Here is a 2,842-nt window from a genome sequence, read left to right on the forward strand (position 1 = left end):
ATTATCCCCGGCATTTTTAGAAGCCATGATTCGATGAGCGCCGCTGTCGAAGCCGGTGAAGTGATAGAAGCCTAACGGTTCACCATCAACAAAATAATTTCCTTTTTCGTCAACGGTAAAATCACGGGTTGTTAAATTCCAGGTGGCCACGTTGTGGCGACTGGAACGCATGATCGCCACGTCGTTGAAGAAGGCGGGAACCAGATCGATCCAACGTTGGTCGGTGAACAGGCCGTTTGGAATATCTGCACGGCAGAAATGATAAATGCGCTCTCCCCACCATTTTGCAAAAGAGAGGCCAACATCGGTTGCTGCTACCGCGCAGAAACCCAGATTATAAACGCCATGCTTCAGACTGCAGATCTCATTATCCATCACGGCGGATAGAGAGGTTTCAGGTTTTGTCTGGTGCGGTGTCAGCACGACATTCGCAGAGTCCAATGCCTCCAAAATGTCATCGAGACGAGAAAAGATCACCGTATCTGGATCAAGATAGATCACCTTTTTGCAGCCTGGCAGTTGCAGCAAACGAGCCAGCATAAAAGGTTTAATCGCCGTCGCAAGTTCCACGATGGTGTGGCAATATGCCCAACCTTTCCAGTCCGGGATGTCTAATTCAGAAACGGAGACGACTTCGTCAAATGGTTCATTGCTAAGATCAATTTCGGGCCTTTTCTCATCGGCCAAGGCGAGGTGAATTGTCCATTCAGGGTGATATTTACGAATAGACTGAAACAGCATTCTCACTTTCGGAATATAGTTAAACGCTGCACTAGTAAAAACATGAATCTCAGACATACCTGCCTCACTGGATTGTATAAATTTTTCGGTGGAATTTTATCAACTCTTGCAAGACGTTGCCAGCAGACATTGAGGACAAAATCAAACCGTTTGGATAATTCTTAAGTCGTTCAGCAGGTGCTCCCAGATTAAAGCAAGCGACGGGATAACCAAGTTCAACCATTTCCTGTACGACATAGGAAAACGTCTCAGGCCAGATAGAAGGGAATAAAATAACATTCACCCCTTTATCCTCAAGTAAATCTGGCAATTCACTCTGCTTATAAGGACCTGTCTGAGTCACAATATCTGATGGACATGAGGCTTCAATAGCACCGATAATCACAATGTCCACCGGACAACCCGTTTTTTTTATTTCGAGAGCTAACTCTTTAACGAACTCAGCACCTTTGTGGTACCCAATTTGCCCTACGACTCCAATGCGTAATCTCTCTTTCTGTTGAACTTCTGCCTTTCGAGGCAGATAGCTCACAACATGTGGAGCGACCACCGTTTTTTCTGGCTGTATTTGATGATAAACACGTCGGTAAATATCCAACGTATTTTGAGAAAAAGTAATAAACTTATCTGAAGCGATAATCAACCCGCCCCACTGATCGCGCCACTCATTGATATCACCGGACTCAAATAATGTTGTAAACCCGTATGTGTTATTTTTTAAGCATGAGCGACAAACTTGAGGATCAGGTATATCACAATATTTTCCTTTGTCATTAATTAGAAAATGCGAAGGGCAAATAGGGAAAAGATCGTGAGCCAATGTCGTCAATGTAGCATTAGTTTTAAGCTTCAGATCGAGCAAGAAACTCGGAATGGTTTCAGGATTTACAAATGAGACCCCGGTATTATAGACGATCTCCTGAACTTTCAGATAATTCAGGAGTTCGAAAACAAACCCTTCATCCGGAATTTTATAATGCTTATCGACCAGCTCGCTTTTGACAATCAATTTGTAAGACAAGGTTCTGATATTGAAAGCAAGAACCAATGCAGAAAACCCATCGCTGATCTTGTCTTGTATCAGTCGATTTCTATAATGATTAGCACCTCCGCCCAGATCATGATCCAGGAAAAAGATAACTTTCTCACGCTCTTTCTGACTTAAAACTTTGGAAATATCACTCGCGACATTTAATCCTGTCGTGGGTTCGTGACGCTTATATCGCTTTATTTTATTATAAAGCAGGGAGATATTCCCACCTTTAAGCAACATCAAAGCACGTTTAACGAGCACAAGCATTTGCTTTAAAACAACTTTTTTATGTATGGCCGTTTCGTTATTTTCATTGCCTGCGTGGATATAATGGCTTTCTGGAACATCAATGCTTTCCGTCGTACCGTCTTCGTAGGTGCAAAGCAGTTTTAAACCATGTTGTGCGACAGCAGCACTGAATGAACCATAAACAATATATCCCGAATGAGCAGCTTGCTCGAATTCAGAAAAATAGGAGCCTACATCCTCCCGACTTTTCCCATAATCCACGTTAATGCTAGATAACAAACCACTTTTATCAACTTGGAGTAATGCAAGCTGCTTAATACGCTTAGTTTCACTAAATATCCAGCCATAGCTGAATACCGTCGTGCCTCTTTTGACCATAGAGTCAATTGACCAATGAAGCGTCTCACTGCTCATATCAATTCCTTTTGCCTCTGAATAGTCTGGATATCCGCCAAAGGGTACTAGACTTAATATTGCTTAACTCCAGCTTGAGTTTATCAATCTCATCCATTCGTTCAAATGCTAATTTCTCAGCATAGTCTTTAGACTTCAACAGTTCATTATAAGCATGTTTTTTATCTTTTAATGCCGACTCTGTTTCAAGACGCTCAGCTTCCCTGCTCTCAACTTCATCCAATGCATGTAAGCCAGGCAACACATGCTCAGGATACCAGGTATCAAGTTTATTCTTATCGGATCCTGATGAGAAAACCTGCAATTCTGATTCAAGAACCAGGTATTGCTCAAAGAGCGAACTATCTGCAGAGAATGCCAAAGCTTCGAAGAGTTGCTTAATAAACTCTCCTCGAGTTAATGAAC

3 protein-coding genes are annotated in these 2,842 nt (G+C 42.3%); all 3 read right to left on the reverse strand.

Going from position 1 to position 2,842, the window contains the following annotated elements; translation table 11 throughout:
* Window positions 1–798 (reverse strand): glycosyltransferase (locus tag ADK28_RS12365; RefSeq protein ID WP_048795781.1); only part of this gene is annotated, 798 nt, incomplete at its 3' end.
* Between the two features lie 7 nt (window positions 799–805).
* Window positions 806–2,437: a glycosyltransferase gene (locus ADK28_RS12370; RefSeq protein ID WP_048795782.1), complete on the reverse strand. Its 1,632-nt coding sequence runs from the start codon at window positions 2,435–2,437 to the stop codon at window positions 806–808.
* Between the two features lies 1 nt (window position 2,438).
* A partial coding sequence (locus ADK28_RS32150; RefSeq protein WP_161802712.1) for a hypothetical protein occupies window positions 2,439–2,842 on the reverse strand: 404 nt, incomplete at its 5' end.

The organism is Serratia sp. 506_PEND (assembly GCF_001076875.1).
Taxonomy (GTDB): Bacteria; Pseudomonadota; Gammaproteobacteria; order Enterobacterales; family Enterobacteriaceae; genus Serratia; species Serratia marcescens.

Coding starts and splice junctions, on each gene's coding strand:
- ADK28_RS12370 (WP_048795782.1), bottom strand. CDS start 2,437: ATGAGCAGTGAGACGCTTCATTGGTCAATTGACTCTATGGTCAAAAGA.